Consider the following 23,072-nt stretch of genomic DNA (forward strand, 5'->3'; position numbering starts at 1 on the left):
CTCGTGATCACGCTACCAGGGGTGGATTTCGCCATTCCATTTCAAAAACTTGCCACTGTCAGCCTTGGTCAGCTTTTCTGTCGTTGAGAAAATGCCATCTGCGCTTTGCGCCGGGGTGATCTCCGCATCACTGCCGCCCATATCTGTTTGCACCCAGCCCGGGTGGAACATGGCGACGATCATGTTGGTGTCCTCAAGCTCATTGGCCAATGTGGACATGGCCTTGTTGAGCGCGGCTTTGGAGCTGCAATAGGCGTAATTGGATACAGCGCGACGGCTAAGGGCGCCCAATTGGCTGGAGATGGTGACGATCTTGGCGGTGTTTGCATGGTCAAGATTATCGCGCAACGCCTCTGTCACCCGCATCGGCCCCAGCACATTCACGTCGAAGCTTTCGGCCCATTTGTCAAATTCAAACGAGCCAATACTCGAACCGCGATCGTTGAAAATGCCTGCATTGTTGATCAGCACGTCGATCATTTTGTCGCTCAAGCTATTTTTGAGCTGCAAAACTGACGCGCTATCTGTCACTTCGAGGGGCAGGATTGTCAGTCGGTTGGATGAGCTGTCCACCAATTGCTTTAACTCGACGGCGTTTTCAGGATGGCGGCACGTGCCGATCACGTGCCACTCATCTTCCTGCAAATAACGTTTGACCAATTCCAATCCAATGCCTCTGTTTGCGCCAGTGATCAGTACGGTTTTGGTCATGTGTTATCTCCTATTGCGGCCAGATGAGGCTTTGATCAGCGGCGGCTGATCGGTCAGTATTGGTTTGCACCTTTAAATAATGTGCCAGTGCTTTGGGATAAATTTGATGCTCGATTTTGAGAATGCGGGCTGCGAGGCGGTCGGCATCATCATCTTCAAGTACGGGCACGACGCCCTGCATCACAATCGGTCCGGCATCGAGCTCAGGGATCACTTCATGAACACTGGCGCCCGAGACCTTCACACCTGCATCCAGTGCCTGCTGTTGTGGCTTCAGGCCCTTGAACAGTGGCAACAGGGAGGGGTGGATATTGAGCATCTTGCCCAACCATTTTTCCGCAAATGCGTTTGAATGGATGCGCATATAGCCGGCAAGGCAAATAAACTCAGCGCCCCACGCTTCAAGCTGTTCATCAAGGGCGTCGCAAAAGGCTTCGCGGCTGTTGAAGTCTTTGTGGGAGATAACGGCTGTTTGAATGCCATGGTCCTTGGCAAAATCAAGCCCGGCGGCGTCAGCACGATTGGAGAAGACGCCAATAATTTCAGCAGGATAGTCCTTGTCCTTCGCAGCTTGAATCAAGCTTTTCATGTTTGAGCCGCGGCCTGAGATCAAAATGGCGACTTTGGTTTTGCCACTCATAGCGCGAGCTCACCGCTATAGGTTACTGCGTCACCATCGCGCTCGATCAGTGCACCTAGAACGATTGGCTCTTCGCCTTCATCTTTCAATGCGTTGATGAGTTCATCCGCTTCATTTTTGCTGGCCACGAGCACCATGCCGACGCCGCAATTGAAGGTGCGCATCATTTCGTTGGTTTCGACGCCACCTGTGTTGGCCAACCAGCCAAATACTGGTGGGGCTTTGATCGCTGAGCGGTCAATGCTGGCCGCCAAGGTGTCTGGCAACACGCGGGGAATATTTTCGGTGAAGCCACCACCTGTGATGTGGGCGAGGGCTTTGATCTTGTGGCCTGCCTTGAGGGCGGCCAAAACTTGCCGCACATAAATTCGTGTCGGTCGGAGCAGCGCTTCGCCGAGTGTTACCCCATCTTCAAACGGGGCAGGGCTTTGCCAATTCAGGCCGCTGATCTCAACGATTTTGCGCACCAGCGAATAACCATTGGAGTGAACGCCTGATGAGCGTAGTCCAATCAACACGTCGCCAGCCTCAATGTCGTTCGTGGGTAGCATATTGCCCCGTTCCGCTGCGCCAACGCAGAAGCCAGCGAGATCATAGTCGCCTTTGCTGTACATGCCGGGCATTTCAGCCGTTTCGCCGCCGATCAAGGCGCAATTGGCATCGCGGCAGCCTGCGGCAATGCCTTCGATCACGGCAGCGGCCACATCATTGTCCAATTGGCCCGTCGCGTAATAATCGAGGAAGAACAGGGGCTCCGCGCCTTGCACGATCAAATCATTGACGCACATAGCTACCAGGTCGATGCCGACCGTGTCGTGAATGCCGCTATCGATTGCGATTTTGAGTTTGGTGCCCACGCCATCATTTGCGGCGACCAATATGGGGTCTTTAAAGCCTGCGGCTTTCAAATCAAACAAGCCACCAAAACCACCAATTTCTGTATCAGAACCAGGGCGGGCTGTGGATTTTACGACGGGCTTGATCCGGTCGACCAAGGCGTTTCCGGCATCGATATCCACACCTGCATCTGCATAAGAAAGTGAATTTGTGTTTTTCTTGATCTCATCTGGCATTGGGCTGGTCCATTCCCCATATGTGTGGCAACGTGCAATCGCACAAATCGGATGCATAATTTGCGTTGGGGCATCGGGTGCAGCTTCTTGCAACGGGGCCGCAAACGCTTTAACAGCGCTGATAAAGAATTGCGGGCGTTCGCGCAAGAGTGGGAGTGGGGAATGACACTACAAAACCAAATAAAAACCTGGTTGGTGATTTTGGTGGTCACCGTTTTGTTTTTGTGGGTATTCCGCGGCATATTGTTGCCTTTCATCGCTGGGATGGTCTTGGCCTATATGCTGGACCCCGCGGCGGACTTTCTCGAGCGGCTGAAATTTTCCCGTTTGTGGGCCACTTTTTTGATCATGCTCTTGTGCGTGTTGGCATTTGTGGGGGCCTTTTTGTTTCTTGTGCCCAGCATTTTGGGGCAAATGGTAGGGTTGGCTGAACGGTTGCCGGGCTATGTGCAGGACTTGCAGGAATTGGTGTCTGAATATGCGCCCGCCTTGCGCGAATGGATTGGCGAGGAGCAATTGGCCGAAATTGAGGGCAATATTTCGAACTTCCTGGGCCAGGGCGTCGGCTTTGCCATCGAACTCTTATCGCGCGTCATGCAGAGCGGCTTGGCGGTTCTCAACGTTGTTGGCTTGTTGATTGTGACACCTGTTGTGGCATTCTATTTGCTGCTGGATTGGGACAATATGATCAAGCGCGGCGATGAATTGTTGCCACGCGCCTATCGCGACGAAATTCGCGACGTGTTTGTGGAGATCAACCAAGCGATGGCGGGCTTTGTGCGCGGCCAATCTAGCGTAGTGCTGATTTTGGCGGCGTTCTACGCTACAGGCTTGTCCTTGGTGGGGTTGAATTTCGGCTTGGCCATCGGTTTGTCTGCAGGCCTGTTTTCCTTTGTGCCCTATGTGGGTTTCCTTATTGGTTTTGTTTTGTCCATGGGCGTCGCGATCGTGCAGTTTTGGCCTGATTGGACTATGATTGCCGTGGTTTTCAGCATCTTTATGTTTGGCCAGTTTATTGAGGGCAATGTGCTTTATCCGAAACTGGTTGGCCGTTCCATCGGCGTGCACGCTGTGTGGTTGATGTTTGCGTTGTTTGCTTTTGCGCTTTTGTTTGGTGCCGTTGGCGTGCTGTTGGCCGTGCCATTGGCTGCTGTCACTGGCGTTTTGGTGCGCTATGCGGTGCGCAAATATCTAGAGAGCTCGCTTTACGAAGCCAAGACAGAGCGTGAGCTCGAGCAGGCGAAAAAAGAAATGGCGGGCGAATCTGATGCCGCCCAAGAGCAGGCTTAAGGATCGCGCATGACCGCCCAAAAAGCTCCTTCACAACAATTGGTGCTCGACCTGCCATTTGAAACGGCGCTCGGCGAGGACGATTTTGTGGTGAGCGCCGGCAATTTGCAGGCTTATGAATATTTGATGGGCATGCGCGAATGGCCGGGGCCAACCACTTTGCTGATTGGGCCTGAAAAATCTGGCAAAACCCATTTGGCGAATATGTGGGCGGCCCACAAGGGTGCGCAGATATTGTCGCGCGACAGTGGGGCGGCTTGGCCGCAACATATGGACGGGCCTTTGTTGGTTGAGGATTGCAACGCGCTTTGGATGGGGGAAACACCGCTGTTCAACCTGCTCAATCAATCCATGCGATCGCAAATGCCACTCTTGATGACAGCAGACCGTCCCTTGGCAGAGTGGCCGTTGGAAACGCAGGATGTGCGGTCGCGCCTTCGGTTGGCGCTGAACTTGGAAATATCGCCGCTTGATGATGCGCATTTGGCGCAATTGTTCGTCAAACTGTTCGATGACCGACAAATTCAGATTGATCCGGGCCTCATTCCATATTTGCTATCGCGGATGGAGCGGTCACCCGCCCATGTGGTGACACTGGTGGAAATGATGGATCAAATGTCGCTCGAGCGGCATAAGCCGATTTCCAAACGGTTGGCCGGAGAAGCCTTGGCGCGGCTCTATAGTCAATAATTCTGTTACACAATTGCCATATAATCAATTTAAGCCCTTGGGCATAGGCGCAGATTTGGTTGCGCAAACGCGCACGATTGCGGCTCAAATTGTTGGATGTGAATTATGGATGAGATGATGAATCTGGCAGATATGCCGGAGAGCGAAGCCCCTGATATTGAAGTGCTGTCAAAAAGCCCTGCGCGTTTTGTGAACCGTGAGGTGTCGTGGCTGCAATTTAATATGCGGGTGTTGGAAGAGGCGGGGAACAAAAATCATCCTTTGCTTGAACGCCTTCGCTTTGTCTCGATTTCCGCCAGCAACCTTGATGAGTTTTTCATGGTCCGGGTAGCAGGGCTCAAAGGCCAATTGCGTGCGGGGGTGACCCGGTTGAGCGACGATGGCATGACCGCGTCTGAACAATTGGAAGAGATTGCGGCGTTAGCGCAACATCTGCATTTGGAGCAGCAAGATAGCTGGCGGTCCATTCGCAATGAACTGGCAGAGCATGAAATTGTGTTGTTGGACACTGAAGATCTTGGCCCCAAGCAGCTCAAATATTTAGAAGAATTGTTCCAGGAAGAGATTTTTCCGGTGCTGACGCCTATGGCGGTGGACCCGGCGCATCCATTCCCCTTTATTCCCAATCTGGGCTTTTCGCTCGCCTTTGAATTGCAGCAGCCGGGCGAAGATCATACGCTCACTGCCTTGGTGCGCGTGCCCCAGAACATGGATCGGTTTGTGTTTTTGCCGCAGGATTTGACCACGGGCAAACGCATCGAAATGGTCACGATTGAAACGCTGATCAATCTGTTTTTTGAGCGCATGTTTCCCGGTTATGAAGTGGTTGGGGCGGGCGCTTTTCGGCTTATTCGCGATAGCGAAATGGAGATTGATGATGAAGCCGCTGATCTGGTGGTGGAGTTTGAGTCGGCGTTGAAGCAGCGTCGCCGCGGCCAGGTGATCCGGCTGGAAATTGAACGCTCTATGCCGCGCGGCTTGCGTCGTCGTATTGCTGACGAACTGCATGTGGGTATTGAAGATACATTTGAGGTCGAGGGCTTTCTGGCCCTCGCGGATGCGTCCAAGCTTTGCGATATTGAACGGCCAAAACTGAAGTTCCAGCCGTTTAATGCCCGCTTTCCAGAGCGTGTGCGCGATCACAACGGGGATTGCTTTGCGGCGATCAAGCAAAAAGATATTGTGGTGCATCACCCCTATGAAAGCTTCGATATTGTTGCGCAATTCCTCAAGCAAGCGGCGTCTGATCCAGATGTAGTGGCCATCAAGCAAACGCTTTACCGCACCTCTAACGATAGCCCGATTGTCAAAGCCCTGATTCAGGCGGCGGAAGCGGGCAAGTCGGTCACCGCGCTTGTGGAGCTTAAGGCGCGGTTTGATGAAGAGGCGAATATTCGCTGGGCGCGTGATTTGGAGCGGGCCGGCGTGCAAGTCGTGTTTGGGTTTATCGACTGGAAAACCCACGCCAAATTGAGCCAAGTGGTCCGCCGGGAGAAGAAGGGCAAGCTGGTGTCCTATTGCCATATCGGCACGGGCAACTATCACCCGATCACCGCTAAGATTTACACCGACTTGTCCTATTTCACCTCCAACGGGGCGATCACGCGCGATGTGGCGCGGGTGTTTAACTTTGTGACAGGCTATGCCAGACCGTCTGGCCTTGAGTGCATTTCGGTGTCGCCCATGTCGTTGCGCGAAACCCTTTTGGAGCATATTGACGCTGAAATTGAATATGCCAAGGCAGGGAAGCCAGCAACAATTTGGTTCAAAATGAACTCATTGGTAGATCCGCACATAATTGATGCGCTTTATGTGGCATCGCAGGCTGGGGTGGAAATTGAGCTTGTGGTGCGCGGTATTTGCTGTTTGCGGCCCGGTATTCCGGGCTTTTCCGATAAAATTCGTGTTAAGTCGATTGTCGGGCGCTTTCTTGAACATTCGCGGATTTTCTGTTTTGGGCGAGGGCATGAAATGCCGTCACGCAAGGCAGCAGTGTTTATCTCCTCTGCCGATCTAATGCCGCGTAATCTTGACGGTCGCGTGGAGGCCCTTGTGCCACTGTTCAACAAAACCGTTCATAAGCAGGTGCTTGATCGGATTATGGTTGCCAACATCAATGACAATCAGCAAAGCTGGGAAGTGTTGCCAGATGGCACATCGCGGCGGATCGAACCGCTCGAAGACGAACCGGTCTTTAATGCGCAGGAATATTTCATGAATAATCCGTCGCTCTCAGGCCGGGGCAGTGCACTGTCTCAGGATGGTCGTCATGATGAGGACGAGGATTGATCAAAAGCTTTGTAAAAGCGTTGCGTAAGCCCACAGCGCAAGGGCGTATCGGTGGGGACAATCCCATTGCTGTATTGGACATCGGGTCCAACTCTGTTCGTTTGGTCATCTATGAGCGCCATGTTCGGGCGCTCACCCCACTTTATAATGAAAAAGTAGCGTGCGGTCTTGGACGCGGTATTGCCCATTCTGGCGAACTCAACGCCAAAGGGGTTGAGCGTGCGCTGACGGGAATGCGCCGGTTTGCCATGGTGTGTGAGCTCACCAAGGTCGAAACACTTTATGTATTGGCGACCGCGGCGACGCGCGACGCCAAAAATGGCGCCGAATTTATCACAGCAGTGCAAGAAATTATGGGCGTTGAGGTGCAAATCCTTTCTGGTGAGGAGGAAGCACATTATGCGGCGCTTGGCACCTTGGCCGGTATGCCCAACCAGAGAGGATTGCTAGGCGATTTTGGGGGCGGCAGTCTTGAACTGGCAGGCCTTGATGGCGACAATGTTTTCGGCGGTGAAAGCTACACTTTGGGCGCTATCCGGCTGCAAGATGACAGTGACGATGATGCGCTAAAGGCGCTCGAGCTTGCGCGCAAGCAGCTTGAACAATCGCCATTAATTCGAAATCAGCATTTGCCGGAATTTGTTGCCATTGGCGGCACGTGGCGTGCTTTGGCAAAACTGCATCAGATCACCCATGAATATCCGCTCAGCATGGTGCAGGGATATCGCGTGGATGCGCCGGATATGCTGGCCCTTTGTGACCATGTTTTGAAGCGCGCTAAGAAAGGCGAGCTGCCTGAAGAGGCACAAAGCCTATCGTCGAACCGGCGCACATTGCTGCCCTTCGGTGCTGCGGCGCTAAAGGCGGTGCTGGAGATTGGCGCGTTTTCATCGGTAAAATTCTCGGCATTGGGCCTGCGTGAAGGCTATCTGTTTGGTCAATTGAGCGATGATGATCAGCGGGCGGACCCTCTTTTATTGGCCTGTCGGGACTATTCGTTGCTCCGCTCTCGCGCCCCGGCGCACAGTGCCGATCTATCCGCGTTCACCTCGGCGTTTTTCACACAATTGCAAATTGAAGAGAGTGGTGCGCTGAAGCGTTTGCGCGAAGCGGCGTGTTTGCTGTCGGACGTGTCGTGGCGCGGACATCCAGATTATCGTGGCGCGCAGGCAGTGGATCTGGTCACCCTTGGATCATTTGTGGGGCTTGATCATGCAGAACGGGCCTATATCGCCATGGTCTTGGCGGCTCGTTACAATGGGTTGAAGGCCAAAAAGCTCGGCCATGATCATATTCTCAATCTGTGCAAAGAGAGCCATCGCGATCATGCGTTGATGGTTGCCGCGATCTATCGGGTTGCCTATCTGCTCTCCGCAGCTATGCCGGGTGTTTTAAACCAGCTGTCTTGGCTGGCCGATGACGAAAAACTCTATTTATGCATCCCGAAGGGATTGGAATTTTTGGCGGCGGAAAAGATGATCCGACGCTTTGATCAGCTTGCCAGTCTTGTGGATCGGCAAGCTGAGATTCGCATCAATTAGTCAATTTCCTCTGGGGCCAGGTCAACTTTGACCGGCACAATGCCTTCGCTTGTGGCGCCCAGAGCCATTTTTCCATGTTTGATTGCCAGTGCCTTTTCGCCAAACACTTCGGCGCGCCAGCCCGTCAAGGCGGCCACATCGGCTTGATCTGACAAAACGATTGAATCGATGTCATCGCTGGTGGCGATGATACGCGGGGCCACGCCCTCTTGTTCGCTCACTGCTTTCAGCAACACGCGCAACAAATCGCCAATGGCGCCTTTGGGTGAGGGGCCGTTTGGCTTGCGGGGAATTTTGGGCAGTTCAGATTTGTCCAATTCTTTTGCCGCTTCTACGATCTTGATCAGTTCAGCGGCCGTGCTGGACCGTCCGAAGCCATTTGAAAAGGCGCGGAGGCGGTCAAACGCTTTTGGGTTGGTGGGTTGCTGCTGCGATAATTCGAACAGGGCCTCATCCTTCAATACGCGGCCTCGTGGCACATTCTGTTTCTGCGCCTTTTCTTCCCGCCATGCCGCGAGCATCTTCAACAGGGCAAAGTCGCGTGGACGATTGACCTTCATCTTCATGCGTTTCCACGCATTTTCAGGCATCACCACATAGTTTTCCGGTTGCATAAGCGCCTTCAACTCGTCATTGATCCACGCCCAGCGATCGCGTTTGTCTAATTCGGCGACAATGTGCAAATAGCAGTCGCGCAAATGGGTGACATCGCCAAGGGCATAGGTGAGTTGCTTTTCCGTCAATGGGCGGTGGGACCAGTTGGTAAAGCGGGAGCTTTTATCCACTTGAGCCCCGGTGATTTGCCGCACCATATTGTCGTAGGAAATGCTGTCGCCAAAGCCGCAAACGGCGGCTGCCACTTGAGTGTCGAACAAGGATTTAGGCGCCTCACCGGAAAGATTGACGAAAATCTCCACATCCTGCTTGGCTGCGTGAAAGACCTTGACCACATCTTCATTGGCGAACAGTTCCAACATCGGCGCCAGGTCAATGTCAGTACCGATCGGGTCTACAATTACGGCCTCGTCGGGCGTTGCCATTTGCACCAAGCATAGTTTGGGCCAATAGGTGGTCTCGCGCAAAAATTCAGTATCGACTGTGACGTAAGGATGGGCAGTTGCAGCCTGACAAAATCTGGCCAGTTCGGACGTTTCAGTAATTATATGCATAGGTGCTTTCAGTTATTTTTGCGCGGTTCTTGCGAGGCTATTTGTTGCGCCGATAATGGCTGGAAATGATGCTGACTTGCAAGAGCAGAATGAAAAACGTATGAGATGCTTGACAAATCGGGCATGGCGTGCGCTTTTCGCCAGCAAAATTGCCCCAAAAATTCCGGGATTGGATTAGATGCATCTATATCGTAGCCACACTTGTGCTGAATTAAATAAAGACCATGTGGATGAGAAGGTTCGCCTATCAGGTTGGGTGCACCGCATCCGGGACCATGGCGGTCTATTGTTCATCGATTTGCGTGACCATTATGGCATGACCCAGTGCGTGATTGATCCTGATTCTGATGCGTTTGAATTGGCTGAAAAAGTCCGCTCTGAATATGTTGTTCGCGTGGATGGCGAGGTGAAAGCCCGTAGCGCCGAAACTGTAAACAAAGACCTCTCAACCGGCGAAGTTGAAATCTATATTCGCGAGATGGAAGTTTTGGGTGCGGCAAAAGAATTGCCGATGCCGGTGTTTGGTGAGCAGGAATATCCCGAGGATATCCGCCTGAAATATCGCTTCCTTGATTTGCGCCGTGAACGTATTCACAACAATATCGTGATGCGCTCAAAGATCATTTCGCATTTGCGCAGCACCATGGTCGACCAAGGCTTTATGGAATATCAAACACCGATTTTGACCGCATCGAGCCCTGAGGGCGCGCGGGACTTTTTGGTGCCATCACGTCTGCATCCCGGCAAGTTTTACGCTCTGCCGCAAGCGCCGCAGCAGTTCAAGCAATTGTTGATGATTTCCGGCTTTGACCGTTATTTCCAAATCGCCCCTTGTTTCCGCGACGAAGATGCGCGGGCCGACCGGTCTCCTGGCGAGTTCTATCAGCTCGATATCGAGATGAGCTTTGTGGAACAAGAAGACGTGTTCCAAGCGATTGAGCCTGTGTTGCGTGGTGTGTTTGAAGAATTTGGTGAAGGCAAGCCCGTCACCCAAGAATTCCCGCGCATTCCTTATGCAGAATCCATGCGCAAATATGGTAACGACAAGCCAGACTTGCGGAACCCGATTGAGATGCAGGACGTGACCGCGCATTTTGACGGCTCTGGCTTTGGCATTTTCGCCAACCAGATCGCCAACGACCCCAAAGTTGAAGTGTGGGCGATCCCTGCACCAACGGGTGGCTCGCGCGCATTCTGCGACCGCATGAACAAATGGGCACAGCATGAAGGCCAGCCTGGCCTTGGCTATATCTTCTTCCGTGACGGTGAGGGCGCTGGCCCAGTTGCGAAGAATATTGGCCCAGAGCGCACGGCAGCTATCCGTGATCAGCTTGGTCTGAAAGATGGCGATGCAGTCTTCTTCGTATGCGGCCTGCCATCCAAGTTCGTCAGCTTTGCTGGCGCTGCGCGGACACGGGCAGGGCAAGAGCTTGATTTGATCGACAAGGATCGGTTTGAGCTGTGCTGGATTGTTGATTTCCCTATGTTTGAGTGGGACGAAGACGAGAAGAAAGTCGATTTCTCACACAACCCATTCTCCATGCCGCAAGGTGGCCTAGAGGCCTTGGAAAACCAAGATCCATTGACCATCAATGCTTATCAATATGACATTGTGTGTAACGGTTTTGAGTTGAGCTCTGGCGCGATCCGGAACCACCGCCCAGAAATCATGAAGAAGGCATTCGACATTGCTGGTTATGACGAGGCTGTTCTTTATGACAAATTTGGCGGCATGTTGCGGGCCATGGAATATGGCGCACCGCCACACGGTGGTATTGCCCCAGGTATTGACCGGATTGTGATGTTGCTATGTGGCGAAGAAAACCTTCGCGAAGTGACCGCATTCCCAATGAACCAACAGGCCGAAGATTTGCTGATGGATGCGCCATCAGACGTTTCCGCCCGTCAGTTGCGTGAATTGCATATCCGGTTGAATTTGCCGAAAGAATAGGCGATTTCGATAAATCGAATTTGAAGCGGCGTCTCCTTTGGGGGCGCCGTTTTGCTTTGGACGTGGTTAATCCTGTGTTAAGCCCGCTAGGGTATAAATAATTTCAGTGGCTTAAATTGCGGGGCAGGGCGACGGTGAAAGCCAAGTTTTCTCACTTTCTGATGTTTTTGTGCGCCTTGTTGGCGTTCGCCCCGATTCTAACTGTCGATTTCATGTTGGATGAATATGTCCGCATGCGCGAAAGCAAAGAGCTGCGGCAGCAAGTCAATACAATCATCAATGAGACCCAGGGCAGCGTGGATAGCGCGCTTCGTTCGCTTACGGCGATTGTCAGCCGCAGCCCATCCCTGTGCACCCCCACATTTATCGATAGTGCCGCCGAACAAATGCGGTCCAACTATTTGCTTCGTCAATTGGTGGTCAATTCGACCGATGGCAATGTTCTTTGCAGTGCATATGGCAAAGGGTTCAAATACTCGACCATTACACCGACCATGACGATGCCCACCGGACCGCAAGAAATGACGATTGTGCGCATTCAGGACAGTGAACAACCATTGATCAAGGTGAGTTTAAAGGTTCGTCCGGGCCGCGAAGTCTCCGCCTTCGTGCCGATCAATGTGCAAATGTTGGTGCAACAGAGTAATGCGATCCGCGGCGCCATTATGACCAGATATGCACTGACAAGTGGGTTGGCGATTCTTGAGTTTGGTGACCCGGATGCCTATTACAACAGTCCTAACCGGGAACGCGACTTCCTGTTCGTAGAGCAGGTTGCGCAGAACGTGCCGATCAAATTGAGCGCTGCGGTGCTGATGGATGTGGTGCGGGCTGAATATGCGGACCTCAAAATCGGGTTTACCATTGTTGCATGCTTAGCAAGTGGCGTTTTCCTTTGGCTTTGCATTCAATATGTACGGCGCTCACAGGTGCCAACCTTTGATCTGGAGCGTGCTATCCAGGCGGGCGAGCTTAAGCCGCGTTATCAACCGGTGATTGACCTGCAAACCGGCCAAATCGCCGGGTGCGAGGTGTTGATCCGCTGGGAAAAGCCAAATGGTGAAATCATCTCGCCAGGCGCCTTTATTGAATATGCGGAACTTTCCGGCCTTGCCATTCCGATGACCTTGTCGCTGATGGAGCAGGTGCGCGATGATTTGGAAGATTTGTGCGCGCGTCACCCGCATTTGAAAATCAGCATCAACCTGTTTGAGCGCCATTTCCGCGATGGTGCGATTGTGGAAGATGTGAAGGCGATCTTTAGCGGCACCGCTGTGCGTTATTCACAGCTTGTATTTGAGATTACAGAACGCCAACCCCTATCCAATATGGAGGGCGTGAACGCCGTCATCGAAGATTTGCGCAAACTCGGCTCGAAGGTTGCGCTTGATGATGCGGGCACCGGGCATTCAAACCTCGCTTATATTCAAAAGCTTGGGATTGATATTGTTAAAATTGATCGCGTGTTTGTGGAATTGATCCGCCATCGCAATGTGCCCGTGCCGGTGGTTGATGCCTTGATTGGCATGGCAACAGAACTGAACACGGAAATCATCGCTGAGGGCGTGGAAACGGAAGAGCAGGCGCTCTATTTGCGCGCCAAGGGTATTCGTCAGGCACAAGGGTTTTTGTTTGCGCCGGCATTGCCCATCGATAGCTATATTGCCTTGGCAGAGCGGATGAACAATGAGGAAGTCAAATTGATCGATGATTTTGACGATGACCTCGTTGTGTTTGACGATGATGATGATGATGACGAAGAAGATGTTGCATAGGCGCGCATCTAACCGTTTTCCACGCTTTAGAATTTCCCCTTACTGACCGAATCTGAATAAGTTGCACTTTTCTTTTGCTGCAATTGGTGGCACACCATTATCGGTGAACGAAAGGGACTTAGATGGCTCAGGATTCTGACGAAACCCAACAATCTTTGCGCGAAGCAGCGCTGCATTTTCATAAGTGGCCAAAACCCGGCAAACTTGAAATTACAGCAACCAAACCGCTGGGGAACCAGCGCGACTTAGCGCTGGCCTATTCGCCAGGCGTTGCAGCACCTTGTGAAGAGATTGAGAAAGATCCATCGCTTGCGGCGGATTATACGTCCAAAGGCAATTTGGTGGCTGTGATCTCCAACGGCACCGCTGTGCTGGGGCTTGGGTCGATTGGCGCGTTGGCCTCAAAGCCCGTGATGGAAGGTAAAGCCGTTCTCTTCAAAAAATTCGCTGGCATTGATGTGTTCGACATTGAGGTCAATGAAAACGATCCCGCCAAGTTGGTGGAAGTGATTGCGCCGCTTGAGCCGACCTTTGGGGGCATTAATCTTGAAGACATCAAAGCACCGGATTGCTTTGAGGTGGAAGAGCAACTGCGTGAACGCATGCAAATTCCGGTCTTTCACGATGATCAGCATGGTACGGCGATTATTGTTGCTGCTGCTGTCATCAACGGGTTGCGTCTGGCCAAGAAAAAGATTGAAGACGTCAAAATTGTCACCTCCGGTGCTGGCGCGGCTGCGATCGCATGTTTGAATTTGCTGATCAGCCTTGGGGCCAAGCGGGAAAATATTTGGGTGGCTGACCGTGACGGTTTGGTGACCGACAAGCGCAAGGACGATGTAGATCGTTGGCGCGCGGCGTTTTCGCAAAAATCTGACCTGACGAAAACCGCAGAAGTGATGGAAGATGCCGATATCTTCATCGGCCTTTCTGCGGCAGGCGTGTTAAAGCCGGAAATGTTGGCCAAGATGGCCCCAAATCCGCTCATTATGGCGTTGGCCAATCCTATCCCCGAGATTATGCCTGAATTGGCGCGTGAAGCCCGTCCTGACGCGATGATTTGCACGGGGCGGTCTGACTACCCCAACCAGGTCAACAATGTGCTGTGCTTCCCCTTCATTTTCCGTGGTGCGCTCGATGTTGGCGCAACAGCGATCAATGAAGAGATGAAGATGGCCGCCGTGCATGCCATCGCCAAACTGGCGCATGAGCCGGCGTTGGAAGCAAGCAACACCGGCACGGACGCCACATTTGGCCCTGACTATTTGATCCCCAATCCGTTTGACCAGCGTTTGATCCTGCGCATTGCGCCCGCCGTGGCCAAAGCCGCGATGGACAGTGGCGTTGCGACGCGACCTATTGAGGATTTTGAGGCTTATAAATTCCGCCTGACACGGTTTGTTTTCCGGTCTGGCATGGTGATGAAGCCCATCATTGAACGTTCAAAATCTGATCCGAAACGCGTTGTGTTCGCGGATGGTGAGGATGAACGCGTGTTGCGTGCCACACAGGTTGTTTTGGAAGATGGCATTGCCAAGCCAATTTTGATTGGTCGTCCATCAGTCATTGAACACCGCATCGAGAAGTTTGGTCTGCATTTGCGGCCAGGTGAGGACTTTGAGGTTATCAACCCTGAGGATGATCCGCGGTACCGCGAGTATGTTGACCTGTTCCATTCGCTTGTCGGGCGTTCAGGGGTCACGCCAGACACAGCACGGACAATTGTGCGCACCAACACCACCGTGATTGGCGCTTTGGCGGTTAAGCGCGGTGAAGCGGATGCTTTGATCTGTGGTTTGCAGGGGCGATATATCAAGCATGTGCGCGATATTAAGTCTGTGATTGGGCTGGACGCCAATTCGTCAGATGTTTCGGCGCTTTCCATGTTGATTTTGCAGCAAGGCGTGTTCTTCTTTGCTGACACCTATGTGTCGATGGACCCAAGTGCTGACGAGTTGGTTGAGATTGCCATGCAGGCGCAAGACCACTTGAAACGGTTCAACCTTGAGCCGAAAACCGCGCTGATGTCTTATTCCAACTTCGGTTCTCGCGACGGTGATAGTTCAGCGAAAATGCGTGAGGTTTATCGCCTGCTCAAGCAAAAGGCACCAGATCTCGTTGTGGAAGGCGAAATGCAAGGCGATGTGGCATTGAATGCCATGCTGCGCGAGCGGTATATCCCCAATAGTGCATTGGAAGGTGAAGCCAATTTGATGATCTTCCCGAACCTTGAAAGTGCTAATATTTCCATGACCTTAATCAAGGAATTTAATAAAGCACTTGCAGTTGGGCCGATCTTGATGGGCACCGCAAGTCCCGCACACATTCTGGCCCCATCAGTGACCAGCCGTGGCATTGTAAATATGACTGCAGTCGCTGTGTCGGAAGCCATTGGCCTTGAACAAGACGGGTAATTCCATGTCTAGCGGGGTGCCCTTCGATCACATCGTTGTGCACATGGCGGGCGCCCAAGATGTGTCGGCTTTGAAATCGAAGCTTGAGTCTGCGGATGTACCTTTTGAGCCCGATTGGGGGAAATCAGCGACGGGTTTTAAGGTTTCCAACGTTTGGATTGGACGTGATTACTTTGAAATCGTGGAGATTACCAATGATGATAGTGCTTGGCGGCATGAATGGGTGCAGCGCCACCTAGCCGGTGAGCGTGGCGCATTTTGTGTTTTCTTTCGTGTTGATCAAGATCTTGAGACAGTTGCTCAAAAGCTGTCTCAAGCCAATATTGCACATGGCGTTATAGAACAAACACGCTTTAAGTGGTTGTTCGGCCTCTTGGAAAAGAGATTGCCGTGGCGATATCTTATTCTTCCACCGTTGCCAGGAAGTCGAATTGAAATTGGTCTGATCCAATATGACCCAGGGGCGGCGGAGAAGAATAAGCCCTATATGGTGCCAAACGGCGAAGATGTGGGGCTTACCGCATTGAACGGTGCCCAAATTACCACCACAAATATGACTGATGCAAAACGAAATCTGTCCCAACTGGAGCTAGCTCTTGGTTCAAGTTTGGATTTAAGCCTGACAGACCAGTCCGACTATTCCGTTCAGTTGAAGTGCGAAGCGCGACAACGTGAAAATTGGCCGGGTTTTTCAATATCTGATGTTTTGGTCACAGCAGACTAATTCTTATTGAAATGCTGTTTCTGCAAATGAACGCAACTTGCGCGAGTGAATCGCATGCGCAGGCTGCTTTTTCAAAATCTCCATCGCGCGGATACCGATCTGCAGGTGCTTTGAGACCTGTGTGCGATAGAAGTCGCTGGCCATGCCGGGCAGTTTGAGTTCGCCATGCAAGGGCTTGTCAGACACGCAGAGCAGGGTGCCGTAGGGCACGCGGAAACGGAAACCGTTGGCGGCAATGGTCGCGCTTTCCATGTCCAGTGCAATGGCGCGCGATTGTGAGAGGCGCTGGGCGATTTCAGTTTGGTCGCGCAATTCCCAATTGCGGTTGTCGAAAGTGGCCACCGTGCCCGTCCGCATAATGCGTTTTCGATCTTGCCCCGACAGATTTGTGATTTCCGCGACCGCTTCCTCTAGCGCCACTTGCACCTCTGCAAGCGCAGGGATGGGCACAGAGAGCGGCAAATCCGCATCCAGCACATGATCTTCTCGTACATAGGCGTGCGCCAGCACATAGTCGCCAAGGGCTTGTGAGTTACGCAACCCTGCGCAATGGCCGAGCATCAACCATGCATGGGGGCGCAGCACGGCGATATGATCGGTGATGGTTTTGGCATTGGACGGGCCAACGCCGATATTGACCATGGTGATGCCGCCGCCGTGCTTGGCCTTGAGGTGATAGGTGGGCATTTGCGGCTCACGCGGGGGAGCCGCGCCAACAGAGCCGCCGCCTAGGCGCTTGTTGGTGGTGACGACGTTGCCTGGTTCAACAAAGGCATCATAATCGGGATGTCCGTCCTCCATCCATTGGTGGGCGGTGCGGCAAAACTCTTCGATATAGAAGCCATAGTTTGTGAACAGTACGAAGTTTTGGAAATGCTCTGGGCGCGTGGCGGTGTAGTGCGCCAATCGATGCAAGGAATAATCGACGCGCGGCGCCGTGAACGCGGCCAACGGGTAGGGACCGCCCGCGGGCGGAATAAAGGTGCCGTTGGCGATCTCATCGTCGGTGTGGGTGAGGTCCGGCACGTCGAAGAGGTCACGCAGTGGAATATCATAGGCATTGAAGGTTTCGCCATCCAGCGTGTCGCTTGGCTCGAGTGCGAAGTGAACCGGAATGGGCGTATCCGATTCCCCAACCTCGATATGGCAGTCATGGTTTTTCAGCAGCAATTCAAATTGCTCGGTGAGATAATGGGTGAACAGCTCCGGATCGGACAGTGTGGTTTGATAGGTGCCCGGTGAATGCAAAAAGCCAAACGGCAGGTGGGAATCCACTTTTTGAAAACTGGTGTTGCGCACCCTTGCCAGCGGGTAGCTGGCGCGCACGCGCCCACTTGGCACTTCACCCTTGTTCAGCTTGAGCACCGCATCGCGGATAAAAGTGGTGTTGCGAGCGTAGATTTCCTTCACATATTCAACGGCCTCATTTGCTTTGTCGAAGCTCTTAAAGGGGAGGCTTGGCGGTTGAATAATGTTCATATGAATACCCTGTAAATCTCACAATTATCGTTTGTCGAAACTAGCATTAATTTGCCAGTGATGCAGCTTCTGAATTTTTTTGATCACAAACGTGTGACAGCCTTTAATTTGCCCAATGGCATGCCCATATCTGGCTGAGCAATCAATCAGCCCTTGATTGCGAAATGGCCGCCGCTTTTCAGCTCCTCCCCCTTTGCAGCCCTCATGTGCTGGATTGTGGCGGCCAATAACCTCCCCAGATTATGCCTGTTCCTGCCGCTTTTCAGCTTCCAGCTTTGCGTCCCGCAAATCCTTTTGCAGCAAATCTGCGACTTGGCCGACCATGCGCGAAAAAAGTGCGCTCATCACCTTTGCCATCAAAGTTTTTGGCTTGGGTTGAAAGATCAATGTCACCTTGGCGCCATTTTCATTTCGCGTGATTTCGTAGGTGGTGTGATATTCAGTGCCGCGCGAAAAGGCGTAGAGTTTTATGATGCTCGGCGCTTGGAGCTCTGTGATTTCCATTTCTTCGTCAGCTTCGCGGCCCATCATGATCCGCGTTTCGCGGAAACGAGAGCCAACATCAATTGGCCCTTCGGTCAGCATGGTGCTGTTGATGATGCCATCAATGAATTCTGGGGTATTTTCAAAGTCTTTTAGCACCGCAAAGGCGATTTCGGGCGAGCAATTAAACTGCTCAGAAACGGTAATGGTCGGCATTATTGCTCCGGGTACTTTTTCGCCATATAGGCGAGTGAAAGGGTGATGAGTTCTTCTAAAACTGATTCATCAATATCGCTTAAGCGCTTGATATAAAGGCAGCTCTTTCCAGTTTTATGTTTGCCGAGCTTTTCCAGCAGCGCATCATATTCTTTAAAGCCGCTCATGATATAGACGACCAAATTGGCTTTGCGAGGGGCGAAACCAACGCGCATGAAATCACCTTCACGGCCGCTTTCATATTTATAATGATAGGTGCCGCACCCAATGATGGAGCTGCCCCACATTTTAGCCGGTTCGCCGGACAGGCGCTCGATCATTTCTTTGATTTTGAAGGCGTCGGCGCGTTTTTGCTCGTCTCCAATTTTGAGCAGATATTCATCCACACTCTCATTGGTTTGCTGGGTTTTGTTATCGCTTTTGCTCATTGGATGTCCCCCGACAAACATTATTCCACGATTTCGTGGCGTTGGCCAAATTCGCGCACAGCCCGCGCGATCAATTGTTCTAGAACTGATTCATCAATGTCGCTTAAGCGTTTGATATAAAGGCATCCTTTGCCTATTTTGTGCTTGCCCAGTTTTGCCAGAAGGGGATCATCCTTATCGGGATACCAAAGGATATAGAGCGTGATCTGGTTTTTGCGATTGGCGAAGCCAATTCGGAACGTTTCGCCCGAATGGCCGCTGGGATATTTATATTTGTAGCTGGAATAGCCAATCACGCACGGCCCCCACATTTTGGCCGGCCAATCGCTGGCCGCCAGCATCATGTCGTGGATGCGGGTGCAGTCGGCGCGCCGCTGTGGATCTTCAATCGTTTGCAAGAATTGTTCGGGTGTTATCTCTGTCATACTGTTATCATCACCAAAGGTTTCGCGCGGTCAATAGTGGGTTTTGGATGGCAAGTGTTTGACCTTTAGTCAAAATGGTGTAATGCACCGCCCAACGTTTTATTTGTTTTATCAAGGTGTGCGGCGCGTTGAACGGGCACCCGGAAGGAGCACAGATGCAATTGGCTTTTGTTATTCCCGCTTACAATGAAGAGCGGTTGATTGGCCGATGCCTTGAATCCGTGGTTAAGCGGGTGAAAGAGTCCGGCGTTGAGTGCGAGATTATCGTGGTCAACAACGCCTCTAAAGACCGCACCAAAGAGATTGCCGAAAGTTTTAAAGACCAGGGCGTAACAGTGGTCGACGAGTTCGATAAAGGCCTGGTTTATGCTCGACGCGCGGGCTTTAATGCCTCAACTGCTGAACTGGTGGCCAATATTGATGCAGACACTGAGCTGCCCGAGGGTTGGATTGAGACCGTATTGTCCAGCTTTGAAAAGCAGCCGGAGTTGGTGGGCTTGAGCGGGCCTTATATTTATTACGATTTGTCGTTGTGGAACCAGTTCTTGGTGCGGCTGTTTTATGGCATCTCCTATGCGGTTTATCTGCTGAACCGATTTGTGTTGAAAGTCGGCTCCATGATCCAAGGTGGCAATTTTGTGATCCGGCGCAGCGCCTGGCTGAAAGCTGGGGGGTATGACACCTCGATTTCGTTTTATGGCGAAGACACGGATATTGCCGTGCGCCTCTCTAAAGTTGGCCCGGTGAAGTGGACATTTAAGCTGCCCATGCGTACTTCTGGCCGCCGGTTGGCGGAAGAAGGCGTGTTCCAAACGGCTGGCGTTTATGTGCTGAATTTCTTTTGGGTGACGTTCCGCGGCAAGCCTGCGACAAAAGAATACAGCGACGTGCGGCCCGAGGAAAAAAAGTAAGCTAACTCAACGGGTAAAGTATCCGATTGTAATGAGCCGCCTTACTTCAAGGCGGCTTTTTGCGTTTATTATCGATCAGGAAACTTGTTCTTGTCGCTGCAATCCCTACATCTTTATGTATTGGCAGCACAGGAGCGGATGTCATGGTTGATGAAAAACGGAAAAATTCAGACGAACCCAAAGGCGGTTGGGAAACTTTTACCGAAGAGGTTGAAGTGGCTGGCCACAAACTGGTCGAAGAAATCACGCGGCTGATTTCTGAAGGCAATGTGCGCAAATTGCGCGTGCGCTCGTCCAATGATGATGTGATGATTGAAGTGCCTTTGACAGGCAGCGTGGTGGTTGGCGGCGTTGTGGTTTTAGCCGCGCCATGGCTTGCCATTCTCGGCGGTTTGGCCGGCGTTATGGCCAGGGTCAAAATTGAAGTTGTACGCGATGTCGAAACGGACGAGAGCGATGACGGTTTCGCCGATGATGAAATGTCAGCGGATAAGCCCAAAAAGAAAAAGAAGAAGAAATAATTTCGATTGCTGCATGTTTCTCAGCGCGTTGAAAACAATATTGCACGTTGACTGGCTGGCGGAACGCATGGTTTCGCCAGTTGAGCTTGCGGGGCACGAGGCGTTCAAGAACTCGTGGTGTTGCGCAATAGGGTGAGGTCTCGTTCGCCTCGCGCCAACAGCTTTTTTCGCAAGCAATGGTGTGTTGGGGTGCTGACCCAATAGCCCCAACCGTTGCAGCATGTTGCAACGGTTTGCCCTCGGTGTCGGGCGACATCAACCAAAGCCGCGTGGCCCATCGCGTCCGATTGGCCCACTGCCTCCTCTTTCACCGCCCTTGGGCGGTATACCCCGTTTATCCGTCAACAAACCGCTTGGGGCAGAGGATAGGTGGAGTATACCACCGCTTTTGGGGGTGGGGATAAGTTTGCTGGTGGGTTTGGAGGACAAGAGAGCTGTCCGCTTGAGTCGCGTGCCGAATTGTGACGTTTTTTCAGTGTGTTGCGTGCGGTGGCGTGTGTGGAGGAATGTTTCAGCTGTGCCATGAATTTAACTTTAGATTGTGTTTGGCCGGGAAATAACCGCCGTAATTTCTGCGAAGTCGGGAAACCAGATGGATTTTCGGCTCGGCACGTCGCGTTTATTGCAACTGCACCTCTCCAATGCCAACCACCATCGTCACCCCAGGCTTGATCTTGGCGCCCAATTGCGCGCAATTTTTTGCGCATGGGTGGATGGGTTTACATCATGACAAACAAAATTAACGGCACGCTTTATGTTGGCGTGACTGCTGATTTGGTGCGGCGTGCGTGGGAACATCGTGAGGGTGTGGTTGAAGGCTTCAGCCATAGCTATCGGCTCAAATCTCTGGTGTATTTTGAACAGCACGACAGCATTTCTGCCGCCGTTCAACGCGAGAAGACCATCAAAGGCTGGCCCCGGCGGTGGAAGGTGGAACTGATTGAGCAGTCTAATCCGCGTTGGGATGAATTGTATGATGAGATTGCGGGTTAGGGTGCCTTTGGTCGCCGTGTAGGTGCTTTGTGGTTGCCCGCAAATGGATTGCAAGATCAAGTCTTGCAATGACGGGGAGGTGGAGAGGGCCTTCGCAACCACATAAGTTGTCGCGAGATCAAATGTTGTGCGTGGTTTCCCCGACATTAGCGCCACCCACCATCGTCACCCCAAGACTTGATCTTGGGGTCCATTTCAATCACAAACACACAATCAGCTTATACCTTTAATCTGTAGCTATTGTGATGACTTAGGGGTGAAATTTTCTAGGTCGACGATCAGCAACTCATATGAGCTTTATTTCTTTAGACAATTCGGCCCATCGATTCATAATAGGCACATGTTCCAAGTCCCCGCGTGCTCGACATGCACCTTAACCTCAACAATTAAATGAACTTCGTTGGGAAATGTAGTTTCCGGTAGGAGCAGACGTTCAGTTTGAATTGAAAGCCCCTTAACTAGGGTGTCGCTCTCCAAAAGCGGGTAATTGATGTCATCAGTCTCATCTCCATCTAGGTCTTCTGGGGGCATTTCTAAAGCGTCAACGAAGGTTTTGACACGATTATCTATGTCACCCCCTTTTTTTAGGATGGCACCGGGATCTTCTTGGCGAAGAAAAAGTATGTCTAACGTACAAGTTAAACCTAGAGATTCGCGCACCAACGGCCGAAATTTTTTCCCATGCTTTGTTAAAGGGGCAGACAAATCTATGTAGCCTGCTTGGACCGGGTGTTTGGGGGGAGCTTTCTTCCATGGAGCCAGCGGACTGTCGTTTCCGCTACCAAGAAATTCGGCAGGATTTTGCGGGACTCGTGAAGTCCATTGGAGCTCAGTTAAGACCTTACTGGTAGACCACAACTTCTGCATTTGGGGAGAAATCTGCTTACGGATGTTTATACGTTCGCTTTTCTTTTTTCCTCTTCTTCCAGCTTGTGTTGAGGAGAGAGGCCCGCGGTAAACAAGAATAAATTTCATTGATAACCTTACAATAAGAGCCCGGCCGAAGCTTGTCGGCCGGGATAGCTTTTAGATTATGTAATTTCTCTTTTGTCTATTTGCACGCCAATGCAAAGCTTGGTAGTTGGCGAGTGTATTTGCGCCGCCAAGCGAAGCAGGGAAAATATGATCCTTTTCCCAGCCAAACTGAGATGTTTGACCGTATTGGTTGTATTGCATGACATATCCATATTTATCCTGTCGCCATATTTGGGTGTCATAACCAGCGATAGGTGTCGCTTTTTGCCAAATAGACAGTTTCTCGATTTCGTCTGATAAACTCATCGTTTACTCCTTCGATTGTCACCTAGCATGTCGACAAACAGGAGATTTTGCGATGTAATGGGAATCGC

At 51.9% G+C, this 23,072-nt stretch carries 21 protein-coding genes; 11 read left to right on the forward strand and 10 right to left on the reverse strand.

The features are described 5' to 3' along the window. Positions 1-12: 12 nt before the first annotated feature. The 3 genes from MXMO3_RS09680 to purM are packed head-to-tail and all read right to left on the reverse strand — an operon-like array spanning position 13 to position 2,424. Positions 13-711, reverse strand: coding sequence for an SDR family oxidoreductase (locus tag MXMO3_RS09680; RefSeq protein WP_117395747.1), 699 nt, complete (start codon positions 709-711; stop codon positions 13-15). 10 nt (positions 712-721) lie between these two features. Next, positions 722-1,351: a phosphoribosylglycinamide formyltransferase gene (gene purN / locus MXMO3_RS09685; RefSeq protein WP_117395748.1), complete on the reverse strand. Its 630-nt coding sequence runs from the start codon at positions 1,349-1,351 to the stop codon at positions 722-724. Beyond that, positions 1,348-2,424 (reverse strand): phosphoribosylformylglycinamidine cyclo-ligase, encoded by a 1,077-nt coding sequence (purM, locus tag MXMO3_RS09690; protein WP_117396771.1) that lies wholly within the window; start codon positions 2,422-2,424, stop codon positions 1,348-1,350. The genes purN and purM overlap by 4 nt, the downstream gene beginning before the upstream one ends. A gap of 162 nt (positions 2,425-2,586) precedes the next feature. Between purM and MXMO3_RS09695 the strand changes: the two genes are divergently transcribed. The 4 genes from MXMO3_RS09695 (at position 2,587) to MXMO3_RS09710 (ending at position 8,234) form a co-directional block, all read left to right on the forward strand. Beyond that, complete coding sequence (locus MXMO3_RS09695) at positions 2,587-3,714, forward strand: AI-2E family transporter (protein ID WP_084634155.1); 1,128 nt, start codon at positions 2,587-2,589, stop codon at positions 3,712-3,714. 9 nt (positions 3,715-3,723) lie between these two features. After that, entirely contained in the window at positions 3,724-4,404 is a 681-nt protein-coding gene (locus MXMO3_RS09700) for a P-loop NTPase family protein (protein WP_117395749.1), read from the forward strand. 105 nt (positions 4,405-4,509) lie between these two features. Next, positions 4,510-6,693 carry an RNA degradosome polyphosphate kinase gene (locus MXMO3_RS09705; RefSeq protein WP_117395750.1) on the forward strand — a complete coding sequence of 728 codons (2,184 nt, stop codon included), beginning with the start codon at positions 4,510-4,512 and terminating at the stop codon, positions 6,691-6,693. Next, the gene (locus MXMO3_RS09710) at positions 6,690-8,234 is read left to right on the forward strand and encodes a Ppx/GppA phosphatase family protein (RefSeq protein ID WP_117395751.1); all 1,545 of its coding nucleotides are present in this window, start codon (positions 6,690-6,692) and stop codon (positions 8,232-8,234) included. Before MXMO3_RS09705 ends, MXMO3_RS09710 begins: the two co-directional genes overlap by 4 nt. On the opposite strand, the gene rnd is transcribed toward MXMO3_RS09710, so the two are convergent. Next, entirely contained in the window at positions 8,231-9,403 is a 1,173-nt protein-coding gene (gene rnd, locus MXMO3_RS09715) for a ribonuclease D (RefSeq protein WP_117395752.1), read from the reverse strand. The two genes, MXMO3_RS09710 and rnd, sit on opposite strands and share 4 nt — an antisense overlap. 178 nt (positions 9,404-9,581) lie before the next feature. On the opposite strand from rnd, the gene aspS reads away from it, so the two are divergent. From aspS to MXMO3_RS09735, 4 genes are all read left to right on the forward strand, one after another. Next, on the forward strand, positions 9,582-11,354 hold the full coding sequence (gene aspS, locus MXMO3_RS09720) for an aspartate--tRNA ligase (protein WP_117395753.1): 1,773 nt from the start codon (positions 9,582-9,584) through the stop codon (positions 11,352-11,354). A 134-nt stretch (positions 11,355-11,488) separates the two neighbouring features. Further along, positions 11,489-13,129 (forward strand): EAL domain-containing protein, encoded by a 1,641-nt coding sequence (locus tag MXMO3_RS09725; protein ID WP_051213723.1) that lies wholly within the window; start codon positions 11,489-11,491, stop codon positions 13,127-13,129. Between the two features lie 122 nt (positions 13,130-13,251). Next, complete coding sequence (locus MXMO3_RS09730; RefSeq protein ID WP_027835199.1) at positions 13,252-15,543, forward strand: NADP-dependent malic enzyme; 2,292 nt, start codon at positions 13,252-13,254, stop codon at positions 15,541-15,543. A gap of 4 nt (positions 15,544-15,547) precedes the next feature. Continuing rightward, complete coding sequence (locus tag MXMO3_RS09735) at positions 15,548-16,267, forward strand: hypothetical protein (protein ID WP_117395754.1); 720 nt, start codon at positions 15,548-15,550, stop codon at positions 16,265-16,267. Positions 16,268-16,270: 3 nt separating this feature from the next. Here MXMO3_RS09735 and MXMO3_RS09740 read toward each other — a convergent pair whose 3' ends face one another. The 4 genes from MXMO3_RS09740 to MXMO3_RS09755 form a co-directional block, all read right to left on the reverse strand. Next, a complete protein-coding gene (locus tag MXMO3_RS09740; protein WP_027835201.1) occupies positions 16,271-17,746 on the reverse strand; it encodes an AMP nucleosidase in 1,476 nt (491 codons plus the stop codon). Between the two features lie 240 nt (positions 17,747-17,986). Further along, the gene (locus MXMO3_RS09745) at positions 17,987-18,445 is read right to left on the reverse strand and encodes an SRPBCC family protein (RefSeq protein WP_117395755.1); all 459 of its coding nucleotides are present in this window, start codon (positions 18,443-18,445) and stop codon (positions 17,987-17,989) included. Continuing rightward, positions 18,445-18,873: a DUF1801 domain-containing protein gene (locus MXMO3_RS09750; protein ID WP_117396772.1), complete on the reverse strand. Its 429-nt coding sequence runs from the start codon at positions 18,871-18,873 to the stop codon at positions 18,445-18,447. Before MXMO3_RS09750 ends, MXMO3_RS09745 begins: the two co-directional genes overlap by 1 nt. A gap of 20 nt (positions 18,874-18,893) precedes the next feature. After that, on the reverse strand, positions 18,894-19,298 hold the full coding sequence (locus tag MXMO3_RS09755; RefSeq protein WP_117395756.1) for a DUF1801 domain-containing protein: 405 nt from the start codon (positions 19,296-19,298) through the stop codon (positions 18,894-18,896). 155 nt (positions 19,299-19,453) lie between these two features. Here MXMO3_RS09755 and MXMO3_RS09760 point away from each other — a divergent pair, with 155 nt between their 5' ends. From MXMO3_RS09760 to MXMO3_RS09770, 3 genes are all read left to right on the forward strand, one after another. After that, entirely contained in the window at positions 19,454-20,209 is a 756-nt protein-coding gene (locus tag MXMO3_RS09760) for a glycosyltransferase family 2 protein (RefSeq protein WP_027835204.1), read from the forward strand. A 143-nt stretch (positions 20,210-20,352) separates the two neighbouring features. After that, positions 20,353-20,730, forward strand: coding sequence for a DUF4342 domain-containing protein (locus MXMO3_RS09765; protein ID WP_084634156.1), 378 nt, complete (start codon positions 20,353-20,355; stop codon positions 20,728-20,730). Positions 20,731-21,435: 705 nt separating this feature from the next. Next, the gene (locus MXMO3_RS09770; protein ID WP_117395757.1) at positions 21,436-21,723 is read left to right on the forward strand and encodes a GIY-YIG nuclease family protein; all 288 of its coding nucleotides are present in this window, start codon (positions 21,436-21,438) and stop codon (positions 21,721-21,723) included. Positions 21,724-22,050: 327 nt separating this feature from the next. Here the strand turns inward: MXMO3_RS09770 and MXMO3_RS09775 are convergent, their stop codons facing one another. Both MXMO3_RS09775 and MXMO3_RS09780 read right to left on the reverse strand, forming a co-directional pair. Beyond that, complete coding sequence (locus MXMO3_RS09775) at positions 22,051-22,698, reverse strand: hypothetical protein (protein WP_117395758.1); 648 nt, start codon at positions 22,696-22,698, stop codon at positions 22,051-22,053. A 51-nt stretch (positions 22,699-22,749) separates the two neighbouring features. After that, positions 22,750-23,004 carry an HNH endonuclease gene (locus tag MXMO3_RS09780; RefSeq protein WP_117395759.1) on the reverse strand — a complete coding sequence of 85 codons (255 nt, stop codon included), beginning with the start codon at positions 23,002-23,004 and terminating at the stop codon, positions 22,750-22,752. Positions 23,005-23,072 lie beyond the last annotated feature (68 nt).

The organism is Maritalea myrionectae, assembly GCF_003433515.1.
In the GTDB taxonomy this organism is placed as follows: domain Bacteria; phylum Pseudomonadota; class Alphaproteobacteria; order Rhizobiales; family Devosiaceae; genus Maritalea; species Maritalea myrionectae.

Excerpts from the sequence above, each read along its gene's own strand:
- rnd (WP_117395752.1), bottom strand. The coding sequence starts at position 9,403 with ATGCATATAATTACTGAAACGTCCGAACTGGCCAGATTTTGTCAGGCT.
- MXMO3_RS09735 (WP_117395754.1), top strand. The coding sequence starts at position 15,548 with ATGTCTAGCGGGGTGCCCTTCGATCACATCGTTGTGCACATGGCGGGC.
- MXMO3_RS09750 (WP_117396772.1), bottom strand. The coding sequence starts at position 18,873 with ATGAGCAAAAGCGATAACAAAACCCAGCAAACCAATGAGAGTGTGGAT.
- MXMO3_RS09730 (WP_027835199.1), top strand. The coding sequence starts at position 13,252 with ATGGCTCAGGATTCTGACGAAACCCAACAATCTTTGCGCGAAGCAGCG.
- MXMO3_RS09775 (WP_117395758.1), bottom strand. The coding sequence starts at position 22,698 with ATGAAATTTATTCTTGTTTACCGCGGGCCTCTCTCCTCAACACAAGCT.
- MXMO3_RS09680 (WP_117395747.1), bottom strand. The coding sequence starts at position 711 with ATGACCAAAACCGTACTGATCACTGGCGCAAACAGAGGCATTGGATTG.
- MXMO3_RS09700 (WP_117395749.1), top strand. The coding sequence starts at position 3,724 with ATGACCGCCCAAAAAGCTCCTTCACAACAATTGGTGCTCGACCTGCCA.
- purN (WP_117395748.1), bottom strand. The coding sequence starts at position 1,351 with ATGAGTGGCAAAACCAAAGTCGCCATTTTGATCTCAGGCCGCGGCTCA.
- MXMO3_RS09760 (WP_027835204.1), top strand. The coding sequence starts at position 19,454 with ATGCAATTGGCTTTTGTTATTCCCGCTTACAATGAAGAGCGGTTGATT.
- MXMO3_RS09765 (WP_084634156.1), top strand. The coding sequence starts at position 20,353 with ATGGTTGATGAAAAACGGAAAAATTCAGACGAACCCAAAGGCGGTTGG.
- MXMO3_RS09705 (WP_117395750.1), top strand. The coding sequence starts at position 4,510 with ATGGATGAGATGATGAATCTGGCAGATATGCCGGAGAGCGAAGCCCCT.
- MXMO3_RS09745 (WP_117395755.1), bottom strand. The coding sequence starts at position 18,445 with ATGCCGACCATTACCGTTTCTGAGCAGTTTAATTGCTCGCCCGAAATC.
- MXMO3_RS09755 (WP_117395756.1), bottom strand. The coding sequence starts at position 19,298 with ATGACAGAGATAACACCCGAACAATTCTTGCAAACGATTGAAGATCCA.
- aspS (WP_117395753.1), top strand. The coding sequence starts at position 9,582 with ATGCATCTATATCGTAGCCACACTTGTGCTGAATTAAATAAAGACCAT.
- MXMO3_RS09695 (WP_084634155.1), top strand. The coding sequence starts at position 2,587 with ATGACACTACAAAACCAAATAAAAACCTGGTTGGTGATTTTGGTGGTC.
- MXMO3_RS09740 (WP_027835201.1), bottom strand. The coding sequence starts at position 17,746 with ATGAACATTATTCAACCGCCAAGCCTCCCCTTTAAGAGCTTCGACAAA.
- purM (WP_117396771.1), bottom strand. The coding sequence starts at position 2,424 with ATGCCAGATGAGATCAAGAAAAACACAAATTCACTTTCTTATGCAGAT.
- MXMO3_RS09780 (WP_117395759.1), bottom strand. The coding sequence starts at position 23,004 with ATGAGTTTATCAGACGAAATCGAGAAACTGTCTATTTGGCAAAAAGCG.
- MXMO3_RS09770 (WP_117395757.1), top strand. The coding sequence starts at position 21,436 with ATGGGTGGATGGGTTTACATCATGACAAACAAAATTAACGGCACGCTT.